This window comes from Paraburkholderia sp. GAS199 (genome assembly GCF_050436585.1).
Classification (GTDB): domain Bacteria; phylum Pseudomonadota; class Gammaproteobacteria; order Burkholderiales; family Burkholderiaceae; genus Paraburkholderia.
On record NZ_JBNDMM010000006.1, the window covers coordinates 467,221 to 481,572 of the forward strand.

The window sequence follows — 14,352 nt, forward strand, 5'->3', positions numbered from 1 at the left end:
AACCCGTCGTCGACCTCTTCTTCGTCCGCCCAACCGGACCCGGGACACGTCGAAGTGCCCCATAGAAACCCGAAAATGGACGGGCCGCCGGGCAGCAACTGATGTTTTCGACGACGCGCCGACGCAGGCGCACGCAGGCGCACGCAGGGCGACGAAACCGGCGCCTTCATTTTCCCTTAAAGATTCCTTTCGAGCGGCCGTTATCTCGACACAACATACGAGTCGGAATACGGAGCACTGCTTGAACAATACAAGACTGGCCGCATCGCTCGCGGGCGCTATCGCCGCGTTTTATCTGGGCGGATGCACGACGACAGGAACCGCGCAGGTCAACGCACGCCCCGCCGTCTATCCTCAGCGGACTACCACGGTAGTGACGAGTGCGCCTCCGCCGCGGCCGGTGGTTGTCGCGAGGCCGGTTGTCGTGGAAGAAGTGATGCCTGAAACGAACGACATCTACATCTCCGGCGCCGCCAACGCCGATATCGTGTTCATCAACGGCAGCACGTATATCTGGGCCATGGGTCCGGACGGACACCGTCACCGACATTTCTATGCTCACGGCGACCGACGCCGCGAAGTGTTTCTGCGCCGCGAGAACTTGCGTTCGGTCGCGGCTCATCGGCCCGCGCACGCGCCGGTTCATCCGCCGGTCCACGCATCGACGCACTTTGCGCATCACGACGTGTCACGTCACGCGAGCGCCGCGTCCGGCCATGGCATGTCACACGATCATGCGCACGATCAGCGGATGGCGGGCAGCGAGCATCCGCATCATGACGATCCACGACACGCTGGCGGGTCTGGTGCAAATCGCTCGCCGAGGCAGGTGTCGGACGAACGGCACGGTCCCAGAGATAAAGAGCGGCATCAGCCTAGCGTGTAGCGGATGCGGTTTAGCCCGGAAAAAAACTGCGAAGGCCCGCTACCGCCACACGAAGACGTGCGATGTCATGCACGCTTCAAGACAGAAGCGCGTCGTGGAAACTGCCGTATGAATTCGCCGCTCAGGCCGTGGCGAAAATTTCGCCTAGCAGTGCTTCAAACGCCTTGCCGCGCTCGGCGCTGATGATCGAATAGGCGTCGGCCCACGCTTTTACGACGGCGGCCTGCTGATCGAGCGGCAGGCGCCGGAACATTTCGGCGCCGAACGTGCGTACGAAATCGTCGCCGTGTAATTCGGCCACTGAATCCGCGGACAAGAGATCGCCGGGCGCATGCGGGTTCACCCGCCTTCCGTCGACAAAATAACCGATCGCCATATATGCGCCCTCCCAAGCACTCACGCAGCCATGATAGGCCGGAGAAAAATAAAGACGATTGGGGAATGTGAGTAACATCCCTCTAAAGGCCGCCATGGCCCAAGGCAATCAATATAAGCAATGCCCGCAGCCTTTCTGTGCGCCAATACTCACGCCGGATCGGGAAAAATTTCTGTTGGCGTGAATACAACATGTGGCCTGATTAAAGCCATATTCTCGCGTCGCGCATGGCGTCTCGCAGCCTGAATGACGACGGCAGCGGTCCGTTTTTTGCTGACACGTATCCATTCAGCACACTCAATACCCTCATTCGCGTCTCGCGAAGCTGCTTTGCAAAGACGCCGGTATTTCCATGGAGACACCATCGTGGAACAGGTATTCGACATAGCGGACCCGCGCGACGACACACCCAGCGGACATCTGAGCTTCACGATCCACGACGGCACTGCGACGATCCCTGCCCGTATATCGGCACATGCGATGCAAATCCTTAGGGACGACACAGGTAATTCGCCATCCGACGTATTCAGGGCAAACAAATCGAAAATACGCCTCGCGGCCTACAAGTCGCGCCGCGCCAATCCACGACTCGCCATGATCGTGCTCGGCACCGGCGACTTCAGCTGACGCTTCAAACGAACGTTTGTGCGAAGTTTGTGTAAATGCAGGAAAGCGTTTGCACACCTTCACCGGCACGTCGTCAGGTTCTGGGTGCCTTGCGTGCCGGATTGCCGGTGTCTTCCGGCTCGATCACGAGCCTGCCATCCGGCGTCCTTGCGACCTCACCGCGCAGCAGCGAGGAAGAAAGAAAACAGCCCATTACGGCCGACAGAATGATGAAGATCGCCGCCGCATCGACCAGTAGTCCGAAGCGCATGAAAATCACGAAGCAGCACAACAGATTCAGCAGATGCAGAGAAAGGCCCAGCGCCGCCACGCCCTTCGGTACGACGCGAATAAACACGGCGAGACGCGAAGTCGGACGCGGTACGTACCAGATGATCAGCAGGCCGAAGGTCATGATGAAGGCCGTTTCGGCCCACTTGAGCCACGGAGGACGGTGCAGAAAGCGTCCTTCGAAAATCGTCTCGATGACCTGCGCCTGAATCTCGATGCCGGGTACCAGTTCGCCTAACGGCGTGGTGCGCATATCGGTGACACCGGCGCCCGTCAGTCCCACCAGCACCAGTTTGTCGCGAATGCGCTCGGGGTCCACCGTCCCATGCAGGATGTCGCGCGCCGACACGTAACGGCTCAGCGTCGAGCGGATCGACGCGTAGTGCAGCCAGACGTCGCCGGCGGGCTGGGTCGGCACGCGCACGTCGGCGACGCCCACCGCCTGCACGCCCGACGTCCCCGCGAAGACGTCGATCGCCGACGAGCCGGTGGCGAGCCGCAGCATTTCCATCGGCAGGCTGGGCACCAGCTTTTCTCGCAGACCCATGATGAGCGGCACATGCCGCACCACGCCCTGTTCGAGCGCCACGCTCAGCATCGCCTCCCCGTGGGCGGCGGTTTGCAATTGCGGCAGGCTCGCGAGCACGTAGTCGAAACGCTGCACGCGATCCAGCGGATCGGGCCCGTGCACCAGAATCGGCGCGCTTTGCAGATCGGTGCTGGCGGCGAACGTGTCGTGATCGAGCGGCGCGGCACCGAGGATGGTCGGCGCGGCGTGCAGCGAACGCGCGAGAATCGCCTCGTGACTCGGCAACGCGCGCAGTTCGGCAGCGAGCGCGGCGGCCGTCGGCGGCAGGTTGGCGGCGACTTTGTCCGGCGAGGTCTGATCCGGTTCGGGCATGTAGATGTCGAGGCCGATCGCCAGCGGCTTGAGCGCGCCGATGGCGTCCACGAGACCCGCGAGCCGGTTGCGTGGCCACGGCCACTGACCGACCGTGGCGAGCGTCTCGTCGTCGATCTCGACGATGGTGACGGGCTGCGTGGTCGGCACGCGCGGAAAGTGGCGCTGATACTGGTCGAACAGCAACTGCCGCGCAGTCTTGAACGAATCGGGCAGCGCCTCGTCGAGCCAGACCACCAAGGCCGGTTCATGCAGGTCGCTCGGCCATTCGCTCGACAGGTTGATGAGGTTCAGACCTAGCAGCACCGCCAACGCCATCGGACGTCCCTGAGCCGCCTGAAACAGCGCCCGGGTCCGATCGAGCCACGGCGTGTAATAGCGTTTCATCGGCGTTTCATGGGCGGTTTTCGTCGCGGCAATGCGCGGGTCGGCGTTCCGTTTGGCGTTGAAGAGCCGCGTGTCACTGGATGGTGATGACCGCGCGGCGGTTCATACGGTTCGGCATGCCGTCCGCGGTGGGCACCAGCGGCTCGCGCTTGCCTCGCCCGGCCACGTCGATTTCCTTCGCCGGAATGCCCTCCTTGACGAGAAACGCCGCCACCGTCTGCGCGCGGCGCATCGACAGCTTGTCGTTGAAATCCTGAGAACCGGCGAGATCCGTATGACCGACCACCACGAGTTGCGGCGCCGGCCACTTCGCCAGAACGGCCTTGAGCTTCTGCACCGTGGCGTCAGACTCCGGCGCGAGTTCGGTGGCCGAGTCGAACAGGAAGAAAATGGTGAAGGTCATGGGCCGGGGCGGCCGGGCGGCGAGCACGTCGGCGTAGCGGGTCTGCACGTCGGACTGGCTGTCGACGGTTTTCTCGATCGTGCCGCTCTGGCTCACTTCCGCCTGACCGTAGGCCTTGTCGATGGTCTGCTCGCCGGTGGCGCTGTGCACCACGACCGCACCGACCTTGCCCTCGGGGTCGGGCAGCAACACGATCCGGTCTTTGGGCGTGCTGCAAGCCGTCAGCACGAACAGCGCGGCGAGCAGGCTTGAACACGCCGCTCGCGAACGTTCACGGGTGATTGGCGCGCTCATCAGTGTCCGCCCTCCTGTTGCCCGTCGACCTCGATGATGAACTCCGTGCCGCGCACGCCCAACGTGGTGGTCGGCGTACTGAAGCGCACGGCATCCGGATTCGCCTTGGCCAGTTTTCCGGAGATGACGGCGAGCGATCCGCGCTTGACGGCGGCGTCGAGCACGCCTTCGTGCGTGGTGGTATCGAAAGCGAACTTGTTGAGTTCGAGGACCGTATTGGCGCCGGCCGAGAGTTGCGTGGTGTCGCGCAGCGTGATGCCGACGGAAGAATCCGGCCCGGTCACGACGCGGTCGCTGCCATAAACCTGACTGCCGATCACCGCGCCCGCATTGGCGCCGCCGTGCTCGATCTGAACCGTGCCCTTGACGGTTTTCACCACGCCGGCGGCGTCGGGGTCCACGGCGAAGGCCGGCAAGCTGACTGTCCAACCGCACGTGAGAAGCAACGCAAACTGAACGGCCTGGAGACGCATGGCTGACTCCTGCTGGCGCCTGCTGCATGAGCACTGCTGGCAAACGCAGCGTGTGTCCCCGGGGTCGACTGGATGGTTGTGGTGGTTTTGCGGGTGATGGCGGCTCACCCGCGCGGACTCAGCCCGATAGAAGCGCAAAGGCACGCCTGTGCCGCAGAACAGAATAGCGACTGGCAGCGCGCCGCTCTGTGCGCTTGGCCGCACTCACCCGTCAAACGCTCATCACGGGCCGCCCCCTTCACCTCACTGCGCCGCCTCCATCTGCACCTTCTCCAGCTCCGCATGCGCCTCGTCCACCTTGCGCTGCCGGTCGGCGATCTTTTTCGCGCCCTTACCGTCGGCCTTCGCCTTCTTCAGGTCTTCCTCGCGTTCGGCAAGCTTCTTTTGCGCGGACGCCACCTTGCGTTGCGCGTCGCTGCGCAAGGTGGCGTCCGTGCAGTTGGCGTTCAGCTGGGCAAGCGCGGTCTCCAGTCCATCGACGCGTTTGCCGTTGCCATGCGCCTGCGCATAGGCGATTTCCTGCTCGATCGCGTGACGTTTGGTGTCGCAGCTGTTCGTCTGCGCAAAACCGGTCATCGGATAAATCGCCATGCCGACCAGAACTACCTTGAGCGCCGCGTTCATCGAAACCTCATGAAAAAAATGGACCATTCGCACCGGACACGGCATACGCCCGAACTTCGCAAAGCGCGACGTCCGCCAATCCGTTTTTTGTTCGCCGACAATACTAATCTAACGCACGAACGCGACGCGCGGGCCGATGATGGCGACGCGCCGGAATCGACCGGTCGTGCCATTCGCGGCCCGCTGGACCGCGCCCGAGAAAAACCGCTCAAGCCCCGGGCGGCGCGTGCCGTTAGCCCGTGATAGACGGACCGACGTGCGGCCAGTTCGCGTGCGTCCCTCCGGCATGCATCCCACCAACAGACAGATCAAGCGGGCCGGAATTTTTCCCTCGCACGGCGAAGAGTGTTTCTCGATGATTGACGCGTTCATTAACCGGACTGCAGCCGACAGCGCTGTGCCGGACGTACCGACCATTGAAGCCCAGCTTCGCGCGGTGCGGGATTGCGGCCAGCCGTGGGCGGCGACGTGGGCGTGGTATCGCGCGGGCGAGCAGTTGCACCTCGCCGGTCAGGGCGACGAGTCACCGGCGTGGCCGCAAAACATCCACGAGGAAAAACTCGCGCAACTCTGCGCGACGCGCGGCTGGCAGCGTTGGCCGACGGGTCGCGGCGAAAGCGTGCTCGGCTGGCTGGTCGCGCCCGACGCGTTTTCCGGCGACGAAAGCCTGCGCGAATTCGCCCGCAATCTCGGCGAGCGCGCCCAGACCGATGCACTGGCCCGCGCGCAGAACACGCAGCGGGTGCTGTACGAGATCGCCTATCTGGCGAGTTCGGTGCCCGAGCGCGCCGAATTCCTGCGACGCGTTCACGAACGCCTCGGCACGCTGATCGACGCCGAAAACTTCTACCTCGCGCTGTACGACCGCAAGAGCGGCCGGATCACGTATCCGTATTACGTGGACGTGATCGACACCGCGGTGATGGAAGCGGAAAACTACGACGTCCTCAATCCGAAGCGTCTTTCGATGACCGCGCACGTGCTGACCACCGGTCAGCCGCTGCTCGCCGACGCCGCCACGATGAGCATCGCCGAAGCCGAGGGCCGCTTTTATCCGATCGGCGATCGTCCGGAATTCTGGATGGGTGCGCCGCTGAAAAATGCGTCCGACGAAGTGTTCGGCATGGTCGCGATGCAGGTGTACGACGTCTCGCGCGTCTACAGCGCCGAAGACCGCGCGCTGTTTCTCGTCGTGGCCCGCCACGTGGCGATGGCGCTCGACCGGATTCTGCACCGCACCGATCTCGAGGAGCAGGTGGCGCTGCGCACGTCGGAGCTGTCGCTCGTCAACGTGGCGCTGCGTGAAGGTATCGCGGAGCGCGAGCGCGCCGAACATCTGCAGGCCGCGCTGTTCCAGATCGCCGAACTGTCGAGCCGGCCGGGCGACATGGTGGAGTTTTTCCGCAGCCTGCATCGCATCGTCGGCGAGCTGCTGTATGCGCGCAATTTCTATATCGCGCTGTTCGACACCGAAACGCAGATCGTCTCCTTTCCGTATTACGTCGACGAAAGCATCGCCCCGCCGCCGCCGCGCCGCGGTCAGCGCGGTCTCACCGAATACGTGATCCGTCAGCGCCGGCCCTGTCTGATCGACGAGGACGAGGCGCTGCGCCTGAATGCCGAAGGCACGATCGATCTCGGCGGGCGCGACGTGCGCCTGCGCTCCTGGCTCGGCGTGCCGCTGTTCGACGGCGACGACGTGCGCGGCGTGCTCGCGGTTCAAAGCTACGCGCAACTGGTGCGCTATTCGCCGCGCGATCAGGAACTGCTCACCTTCGTTTCACGCCACATCGACACGGCGCTGTCGCGCCGGCGTGCCGCCGAAGCGCTGCACGCGGCCAACGCCGAACTCGAAGCACGCGTGCAGATCCGCACCCAGGAACTCGACAACGCCAACGCCCGGCTGGTGCACGAGAACTCGCACGACTCGCTCACCGGCCTGCCCAATCGCGCTCACCTGCTGAACCGGTTGCAGGCCGCATGGCACGCCTATCGCGAGGACGGCTGTCAGTTGACGGTGATGTTCATCGACCTCGACCGCTTCAAGATCGTCAACGACAACCTCGGTCACCATTGCGGCGACCTGCTGCTGGTGCAGGCTGCCGCGCGTCTTCATGCCTGTCTGCAGCCGGGCGATCTGCTTGCGCGGCTGGGCGGCGACGAATTCGCGGTGCTCTCGCCGGATGCGCCGCTCAACGATGCGGTGACCGTCGCCGAACGCATTCTCGCGAAGTTCGATCTGCCGTTTCATATCGACGAACACGTGGTGTTTTCTTCGTGCAGCATCGGCATCGTGACGGCCGACCAGCAATATCATCGCGAGCCCGCGGACCTGCTGCGCGACGCGGATTTCGCCATGTATCGCGTGAAAAATGCGGGGCGCGACAGCTTCGTCGTGTTCAATCACGAGTTGCGGCGCGAGGTGTCGGACCAGGTGGAGCGCGAAGGCGCATTGCGCAATGCACTCAAGCGCGACGACGAATTGCTGCCGTTTTTCCAGCCGATCGTCGATGTCGCAACGGGCGAAGTGGTGGCGCTCGAAGCGCTGATCCGCTGGCGTCAGGCGAACGGAAAAATAGTCGGCCCCGGCGAGTTTCTGCCGCGAGTCGAAGGGCTGAAGCTGATCGGCAAGGTCGATCTTTACATGCTCACCTGCGTGGCGGCCATTCTCGCGCAGCCGCAGCACGCAGACTGGCCGCGCGTGCACGTGAACTGTTCGAGCTACAGCATCACGCGCCCCGAGTTCGCCGACGAAGTGCTCGCGCTTCTGCAGCGCCACGGCGTCGCGCCTTCGCGCGTGTGCCTCGAACTGACCGAAGGCGCGCTGGTCGCCGAGCCGGATCTCGCGCGCAGCACGATGCAGCGTCTCGCGGACAACGGCATGTCCGTCGTGCTCGACGATTTCGGGGCGGGCTTTTCGTCGCTGAGCTACGTGCATCAGTACCGCTTCAGCGGCCTGAAAATCGACAAGTCGTTCATTCTCGAACTCACCGCAAGTTCACGCAGCCGCGCGATCGTTCGCGCCATCGTGCGCATGGCCGAGTCGCTCGGTCTGACGCTCGTCGCGGAAGGCGTGGAGGACGCCAGCACGCTGGCCGTGCTGCAGGAAATGGGCGCGGCCCAGGCGCAAGGCTATTTCTTCGACCGGCCGATGCCGCTCGACAGCCTCGTCAGTTCGCCGCTCTGGCAGTACGCGCGATAACGGCGCCGCAGCGGGACGAGCGCCGACGTGCGCTCGGTCACCGAGGTAAGGAAGCAGAAGATTTCAAAATAACAATGATTCTCATTTAGAGATAACATCGCTTCCCTGCTGTCCGGCTCGAGTTTCCCGCTCCCAACCACGCCGGACGCTGCTGCCCTGTACCGATAGCGGAATACGCCGCGCATGTCGTCCGACTGCGTTTTCAGGCGCTTTTCCGACGTCATTAACGTTGCCCATTCCTGATGATCTCTAGCCGCCGTCTGCGTTTCCCAGAGGAACGCCTCTCCACGCTCGCCCTTGCCGTGCGTCGCGCCATTCCGCTGATCTCCGTGCCGCTCGCGCTCGTCGCGATTAACGCGCGTGCCGACGACGCCGCGCCGGCCAATAGCACGGCGACCGCCACCAGCGCCACCAGCGCCACCAGTGCCACGAATGCCCTGCCCGCGATTTCCGTCGACGCCGCGCGTACCGCACTGCCGGGCGACCTCGCACCCGCCTATCCCGGCGGCCAGCTGGCGAGCGGCGCGCAGATCGGCGTGCTCGGTCAGCAGAAGCTGATCGACGTGCCCTTCTCGGTCACGAGCTACACCTCGAAAGTGATCGAAGACCAGCAGGCGCACACGCTCGCCGACGTGGTCGCCAACGACCCGGCCGTGCGCACGGCCTATGGTTACGGCAATTTTTCGGAAAACTATATTATTCGCGGCTTCGAGGTCTACAGCGACGACGTTGCCTTGAACGGCCTGTACGGCATCACGCCGCGCCAGCTGGTCGCGACGGAAACGCTCGAACGCGTCGACATTTTCAAAGGCGCGAATGCCTTCGTGAACGGCGCGGCGCCGGGCGGCTCGGGCATCGGCGGCAGCATCAATCTGGAAACCAAGCGCGCGGACGACAAGCCGCTCACCCGCGTCACCGTGGAAGGCAGCGCTTCGGGCCAGATCGGCACGCACGTGGACATCGGCCGCCGCTTCGGCGATAACGACCAGTTCGGCATCCGCGTGAACCAAACGGTGGAAGGCGGCGAAACCAGCATTCACGACGAACAGCGCCACACGCAGCAGACGTCGATCGCACTCGACTATCGCGGCGAAAAGCTGCGGCTGGAAGGCGATTTCATCTACCAGAAGCAGCATGTCTCGGACGGCCGGCCCGTCGTCTACATGAGCGGCACGACGGTGCCCGCCACGCCGTCCGCGAGCTACAACTACGGCCAGTCGTGGTCGTACTCAGAGACCGAAGACACTGTGGGCATGCTGCGCGCCGAGTACGACTTCGCGCCGAACTGGACCGCGTACGCGGCGGGCGGCGTGCGTCACTCGGACGAACACGGCGACTATGCGAGCCCGACTTACGACGACGGCACTACCACTGCGTATCGCATGGGCGTGCCGCACAAGGAAGACGCACAGTCCGCGGAAGTCGGCGTGCGCGGACGCTTCGATACCGGCCCGGTGAGCCACGCCGTCAACGTGGGCGCGCTGATCAATCGAGTGGAAGGCCGCAGCGCCTACGACCTCGGCAGTTCGTTCACCACCAGTCTCTACAACACGCCGGCGGTGGCGCGCCCCGCCGCGTATTACACGCTCGGCGACTTCGAGAACCCCGGCGTGACGAGCCGCACGCTGATGCGCAGCGTCGCCGTCTCCGATACGCTCGGCTTCTTCCACGACCGTTTCCTGTTCACCGTCGGCCTGCGTCATCAGGAGATGCTGGTCAACAACTACGCGTACGGCACCGGCGTGCAGTCTTCGTCGTACAACGAATCGGCCACGACGCCGGTGTTTGGTGCGGTCTACAAGATCCAGCCGAATCTCTCCCTGTACGCGAACCGCAGCGAGAGCCTGACCGAAGGCGGCACGGCGCCGAGCGGCGCGGCGAACGTGGGTGAAGTGCTCGCGCCGTACCGCGCGAAGCAGGTCGAGGCCGGCATCAAATACGACGCGAATCACTACGGCGCAGCGCTCGCGGTCTATCAGATCCAGCAGCCCGTGGCGTACACCAACAGCACCACCGGCATCTACGCGACCGACGGCACGCAACGCCATCGCGGCGTCGAATTGTCGGCATACGGCGAGCCCGTCAAAGGTCTGCGCGTGATGGGCGGTGTGTCGTTCATCGACGCGAAGCTCGAAAACACCAGCGGCGGCACCAACGACGGCGATCATCCGATCGGTGTGCCGGCCTGGACCGCCAACGCCAACGTCGAGTACGACATCCCGCAGTTGAACGGCGTCACCCTGATGGCCCGCGCGATCTACACCAGCAAACAGTATCTGGACGAGGCCAACACGCTGCCGGTTGCCGCGTGGACTCGCTTCGATGTCGGCGCACGCTACAAAACCCAGGTGCTCAAACACGACACCACGTTCCGCCTGATGGTGACCAACGTCGCCAATCGCGCGTACTGGTCGTCCGCGCTCGGCGGATACCTGACCGAAGGTGCGCCGCGCACCGCCTGGCTGTCGCTCACGACCGACTTCTGAGGCCGGTCGCGGCAGAAAGGAACGGCAAGACTTCGGACATCACCGGTAACGTCTTCTGTGACACTATCGCCAGCGGTAAAACAAACTGAGTCCGCCGACTCGACCAGGGCAACCCGAGGCAAGTGTATGACCCGCGACGAAGTCCCGTTCGCCCAGGCGACCGCTTCGCGTGAACCGTCCGCGTTCACGCGACGGCCCGCGCAGCAGTCGATCGCGTTCGTGATGTCGCCCGCGCTCGGCGACACGCTCAATCTTCTGGTGATCGCTCATAACCTCGCGCGCGCCGGCCGGCAGGTTCAGGTATTCGGCAACCATGCGAACGCGCTTGCCGCCTGGCTGCCGGGTATGTCCGTCGCACCCGCGCTGCGGGCTAGCGAAGCGCGCGACGTATTGGCGCGCTATGCCACGGTCGTGCAGATGCACCGCGATCGTCCTTGCGCGGATCTGCAGGAGTGGCATCCCGGCTTCATCCATCTGCACGACGTCGAATACGCGAAAAACGGCGAGTGCATGGCGGCACGTTTCGCCGCCTTCGCCGCCCGACATTTCGGGTTGCGCGATGTGGTGGTGTCGAACGGTATGCGGGCGCCCGCCGGGCTCGTGTTTCGTCGCCATTCGACACGCGTTGCTTTGCATCCCGAAGCAAGCAGCGACGACAAACGCTGGACACGCACGCGTTTCGTCGGCCTCGCGCGACACCTCGCGCGAAACGGTTTTGAAGCGCAATTCACGCTGGAAACAAGCGAAAAGCCGCATTGGGACAGCCTCGGCATTTTGCATGCGCTGCCGCCCCTACGTCATTTCGCCGACACCTCGGCACTCGCCGCGTGGCTCTACGAATCGGGCTGGTTTATCGGCAACGATTCCGGCGTGGGTCATCTTGCCTCGTCGCTAGGTGTGCCGACGCTCACGGTGTTTCGCCGTCGCAGGATCGCGCAGCGCTGGCGACCGGGCTTTGCGGCGGGCGCGGTCGTCGTGCCGCCGTGGTGGATTCCGACCGCCGGCCTGAAGGAACGCTGGTGGCGCGAGTCGATTTCGGTGCGCCGCGTCGCCGCTGCGTTCGAATCGCTGCGCTCGCGGGTGGAGGCGACGCCAGAGTCCGCAGCGCAAATCGCCACGCAAGCCGCGATCAGGATCACACCGACATGAGCATGAATTCGAGTACGCAAGTCGGCGAGAAGCCGGGCACACAGGTCAGCACGATTCCGTGCGCAAACACGAAGTTGTCGCTGCAAGGCGCCGCTTCGATCGTCGTGGTGTTGCCTGGCGCGATCGGCGATTCGCTGCTGATGATGGTCCTCGTCAACAATCTTGTGCGTAACGGCTACCGTCCCGTCGTGGTGAGTTGGGTCGTGGCGGAACTGGCGGCGTGGTTCCCGGAGATCGACGTGGTCCGCAGCGCCGACCCAGCCCGGCGCTTCGATCTGGTGATCCAGTTGCGCGCCACAACGGAAGGCGCGGCGCTATCTGCAAGCAATGCGGTGTGTGAAATCGTGTCACTCGAACCGTTCAGGACGCACTCGCACATGATCGACATGCTGGTCGATGTCGCGCGCGATTGCTTCGGACTCTCGAACATCACGCGCGAGACAGGCATCGCCGCGCCGCCGGAAATCCGTTTCCGGGCGCACGAAAAGCGGGTCGCCATTCATCCCACCGGCAGTCACGTGCAGAAAATGTGGCCGCGCGAAAAGTTCGTCGCGCTGGCGAAAAAGCTCACGCGGCGCGGCTTCAGCCCGAGCTTCCTCGTGGCGCCGCAAGAGAAGACCGCGTGGCTCGGCGAGCCCGACGCTGCGGCGTGTCTGCGCTCGTTCGAACGTCTCGCCGACGTGGCCGCGTGGATTGCCGAGTCCGGCTGGTTCATCGGCAACGATTCCGGTCTCGGCCATCTCGCCTCCGCCCTCGGCGTACCGACGCTCTCACTCTTCATGCGACGCGGACTGGCGCGCACCTGGCGGCCCAACTGGGGACGCGGCGCGATCGTGTTGCCGCGCAACGTGTTCGTCGGCGCTGCACTGAAGGAGCGCTACTGGAAGTTCGCGTTGACCGCGCGCCGCGTGTTGCGCTCATTCGAACAACTCAAACTCGAAGAGCCGATGTCATAGCAGCATGATTTCACGCGACCGGTTTGCGTGGCGCGAGGGGATGCCTGAGTAAAGATAGAATCCATGAGCGAGAAGATCGCCCATGCAATACTTCAGGATCGCAGCCGTCAACCGGAGACACCGTGACCATCGAACTCACGCTTCTTGCCTGGACGCTGGTCCTCGCGCTCATTCAGGTGCTGCTGCCCGCGCTGTTCCGCAATCGCGAGACCGGCCTCGGCTACAACGCGGGCCCGCGCGACGAATCCGGGCCGCCGGTCGGCAAGGTCACGGGCCGGCTGCAACGCGCGCAACGCAACCTCTTCGAAACGCTGCCGGTGTTCGCCGCGGCCATCCTCATTTCGCACGTCGCAGACCGCGATAACGTGCTGACGCTCTGGGGCGCGTGGCTCTATGTTCTCGCACGCGTCGTCTACGTGCCGATCTACGCTGCCGGCATCCCGTATCTGCGCTCGCTGGTGTGGGTCGTCTCGCTGTGCGGTATCGTGCTCATACTGGTCCCGATCATCTGAACCGAGTCACGAAGGAATCGCCCCATGAGCCTCACGAGCCCCATGTCCACCACGCCGCCGCCCGTCGAAATCGACACCGCCCCGAACCCGAAAGTCGCCGTGATCCTGCTGCACGGCCTCGGCGCCGACGCCAACGACTTCGTGCCGCTCGTGCCCGAACTGCCTCTCGCAAGCGGCACCGCCGTGCGCTTCGTGTTTCCCAACGCACCCGACATGGCCGTGACCGCGAACAACGGGTACGTGATGCGCGCCTGGTACGATATCCGCTCGTTCGAGTCGATCGATCATCAGGTGGACGAAGCCGGCATCGACGCCTCCTGCGCTACCGTGCGGCAACTGATCGCCGCGCAGAACGCGCGCGGCATTCCCACCTCGAACATTTTTCTCGCCGGTTTTTCGCAGGGCGGCGCGATGACCTACTCGGCGGGACTCACCCACCCCGAGGCGCTCGCCGGCCTGATCGTGATGTCGGGCTACCTGCCTTCGCGGGCGTTCATCGAAAGCCGTCTCGCGCCGGCCAACCGCGCGACGCCGGTGTTCGCCGCGCACGGCAGCTATGACGACATCCTGCCGATCCAGCTCGGCGAGACTGCGCGCGACTTCGCTCGCGCCCAGGGCAATACAGTGGAATGGCACGCGTATCCGATGCCGCATTCGGTGTGCGGCGAGGAAGTGGCTGCGTTGCGCACGTGGCTCGACGCGCGCGTGAAAACGCTCGTATGAACTGCGTCCGTGGCGCGTGTCCGCCTTTAAGCTGCTGCCATGGACCGCGTCACGGCACCCTTACGCCCTCAGCCGGAATCACG

General features: G+C 64.2%; 13 protein-coding genes. 8 read left to right on the top strand and 5 right to left on the bottom strand.

Features of this window, described 5'->3' with window-relative positions; translation table 11 throughout:
* Positions 1 to 241 precede the first annotated feature (241 nt).
* Positions 242 to 886, top strand: a complete 645-nt coding sequence (locus tag P3T18_RS24075) for a hypothetical protein (RefSeq protein ID WP_429302467.1) — start codon at positions 242 to 244, stop codon at positions 884 to 886.
* A 121-nt stretch (positions 887 to 1,007) separates the two neighbouring features.
* Here P3T18_RS24075 and P3T18_RS24080 read toward each other — a convergent pair whose 3' ends face one another.
* Positions 1,008 to 1,358, bottom strand: coding sequence for a hypothetical protein (locus tag P3T18_RS24080; protein ID WP_429302468.1), 351 nt, complete (start codon positions 1,356 to 1,358; stop codon positions 1,008 to 1,010).
* Between the two features lie 270 nt (positions 1,359 to 1,628).
* Between P3T18_RS24080 and P3T18_RS24085 the strand changes: the two genes are divergently transcribed.
* Entirely contained in the window at positions 1,629 to 1,889 is a 261-nt protein-coding gene (locus P3T18_RS24085) for a hypothetical protein (protein ID WP_429302469.1), read from the top strand.
* A 73-nt stretch (positions 1,890 to 1,962) separates the two neighbouring features.
* Here P3T18_RS24085 and P3T18_RS24090 read toward each other — a convergent pair whose 3' ends face one another.
* From P3T18_RS24090 to P3T18_RS24105, 4 genes are all read right to left on the bottom strand, one after another.
* On the bottom strand, positions 1,963 to 3,447 hold the full coding sequence (locus P3T18_RS24090) for a CHASE2 domain-containing protein (RefSeq protein WP_429302470.1): 1,485 nt from the start codon (positions 3,445 to 3,447) through the stop codon (positions 1,963 to 1,965).
* A 73-nt stretch (positions 3,448 to 3,520) separates the two neighbouring features.
* A complete protein-coding gene (locus P3T18_RS24095; RefSeq protein WP_429302471.1) occupies positions 3,521 to 4,144 on the bottom strand; it encodes an OmpA family protein in 624 nt (207 codons plus the stop codon).
* On the bottom strand, positions 4,144 to 4,617 hold the full coding sequence (locus P3T18_RS24100) for a FecR family protein (protein WP_429302472.1): 474 nt from the start codon (positions 4,615 to 4,617) through the stop codon (positions 4,144 to 4,146). The genes P3T18_RS24095 and P3T18_RS24100 overlap by 1 nt, the downstream gene beginning before the upstream one ends.
* Positions 4,618 to 4,860: 243 nt before the next feature.
* Complete coding sequence (locus P3T18_RS24105) at positions 4,861 to 5,241, bottom strand: DUF1090 domain-containing protein (RefSeq protein ID WP_429302473.1); 381 nt, start codon at positions 5,239 to 5,241, stop codon at positions 4,861 to 4,863.
* Positions 5,242 to 5,596: 355 nt separating this feature from the next.
* On the opposite strand from P3T18_RS24105, the gene P3T18_RS24110 reads away from it, so the two are divergent.
* From P3T18_RS24110 to P3T18_RS24135, 6 genes are all read left to right on the top strand, one after another.
* On the top strand, positions 5,597 to 8,443 hold the full coding sequence (locus P3T18_RS24110; RefSeq protein ID WP_429302474.1) for a bifunctional diguanylate cyclase/phosphodiesterase: 2,847 nt from the start codon (positions 5,597 to 5,599) through the stop codon (positions 8,441 to 8,443).
* A 242-nt stretch (positions 8,444 to 8,685) separates the two neighbouring features.
* Positions 8,686 to 10,929 (top strand): TonB-dependent receptor, encoded by a 2,244-nt coding sequence (locus P3T18_RS24115; protein WP_429302475.1) that lies wholly within the window; start codon positions 8,686 to 8,688, stop codon positions 10,927 to 10,929.
* Between the two features lie 126 nt (positions 10,930 to 11,055).
* Positions 11,056 to 12,078: a glycosyltransferase family 9 protein gene (locus P3T18_RS24120; protein ID WP_429302476.1), complete on the top strand. Its 1,023-nt coding sequence runs from the start codon at positions 11,056 to 11,058 to the stop codon at positions 12,076 to 12,078.
* Positions 12,075 to 13,034, top strand: coding sequence for a glycosyltransferase family 9 protein (locus tag P3T18_RS24125; RefSeq protein ID WP_429302477.1), 960 nt, complete (start codon positions 12,075 to 12,077; stop codon positions 13,032 to 13,034). The genes P3T18_RS24120 and P3T18_RS24125 overlap by 4 nt, the downstream gene beginning before the upstream one ends.
* 122 nt (positions 13,035 to 13,156) lie before the next feature.
* The gene (locus P3T18_RS24130) at positions 13,157 to 13,546 is read left to right on the top strand and encodes an MAPEG family protein (RefSeq protein ID WP_429302478.1); all 390 of its coding nucleotides are present in this window, start codon (positions 13,157 to 13,159) and stop codon (positions 13,544 to 13,546) included.
* Between the two features lie 24 nt (positions 13,547 to 13,570).
* Positions 13,571 to 14,269: an alpha/beta hydrolase gene (locus P3T18_RS24135; RefSeq protein WP_429302479.1), complete on the top strand. Its 699-nt coding sequence runs from the start codon at positions 13,571 to 13,573 to the stop codon at positions 14,267 to 14,269.
* The last annotated feature ends 83 nt before the right edge of the window (positions 14,270 to 14,352 follow it).